At 57.6% G+C, this 760-nt stretch carries 1 pseudogene; it reads left to right on the top strand.

Annotated elements, in window-relative coordinates:
• Window positions 1–53 precede the first annotated feature (53 nt).
• Window positions 54–736 (top strand): annotated as a pseudogene (locus HW556_RS18400) (IS1595 family transposase).
• Window positions 737–760 lie beyond the last annotated feature (24 nt).

Raw genomic sequence — 760 nt, 5'->3', positions numbered from 1 at the left:
TAAACAAGGGGCTTAGGAAGCAAATTTCAGAAAATGGGGCATAACTTCCTGTTATGCAAGCAGCTAACCGCTACTATAAGTGCAGCAAAATTTCAGAGGTCAAATTTCGCTACTTGTTGCGCCTGTTTGCGTTGGATTTGACGGCCTCGGATACGGCCCGACTCACGGGCCTGAGCGTGCGGGCTGTCAATGACATTTACCTGCTGCTGCGCCACCGTCTCCTGGCCTGCAGCCCCGTGCCGGCCGAACTCGACGGGGCGGTCGAACTCGACGAGCGCTACTTCGGTCCGCGCCGGGTGCGCGGCAAACGGGGCCGCGGGGCCAGCGGCAAAACTATCGTCTTCGGCCTGTTCAAACGCGGCGGGCAGGTGTAGTGTACACGGAAATCGTGCCCGACTGCTCGAAAAAGACCTTGCAGGCCATCATACGCGGCAAAATCGACGTGGCTGCCATGGTCAACACCGACGGCTGGCGCGGCTATGATGGGCTGGTGGACGTGGGCTTTGACCGCCACTTCCGCGTGCGCCACGGCCAGGATGAATTCGTGGGCGGCGCTTCGCACATTAACGGTATCGAGTCCTTCTGGAGCTTCGCCAAAGCCCGCCTCCAGCAGTTCAAGGGCGTACCCAAGCACACCCTTTTGCTGCATTTGAAAGAGTGTGAATTTCGTTTCAATCACCGCTACGAAGACCTGTACAAACTGCTCCTTAAATTACTCCGCCAACAGCCCCTCTAACCGCGTTTGCTTCCTAAGCCCCTA

It is taken from the genome of Hymenobacter terrestris (assembly GCF_013377905.1).
GTDB classification, from domain to species: domain Bacteria; phylum Bacteroidota; class Bacteroidia; order Cytophagales; family Hymenobacteraceae; genus Hymenobacter; species Hymenobacter terrestris.
The sequence above is the reverse complement of the archived record's forward strand: the minus strand, read 5'-3'. Positions and strand labels throughout refer to the sequence as shown.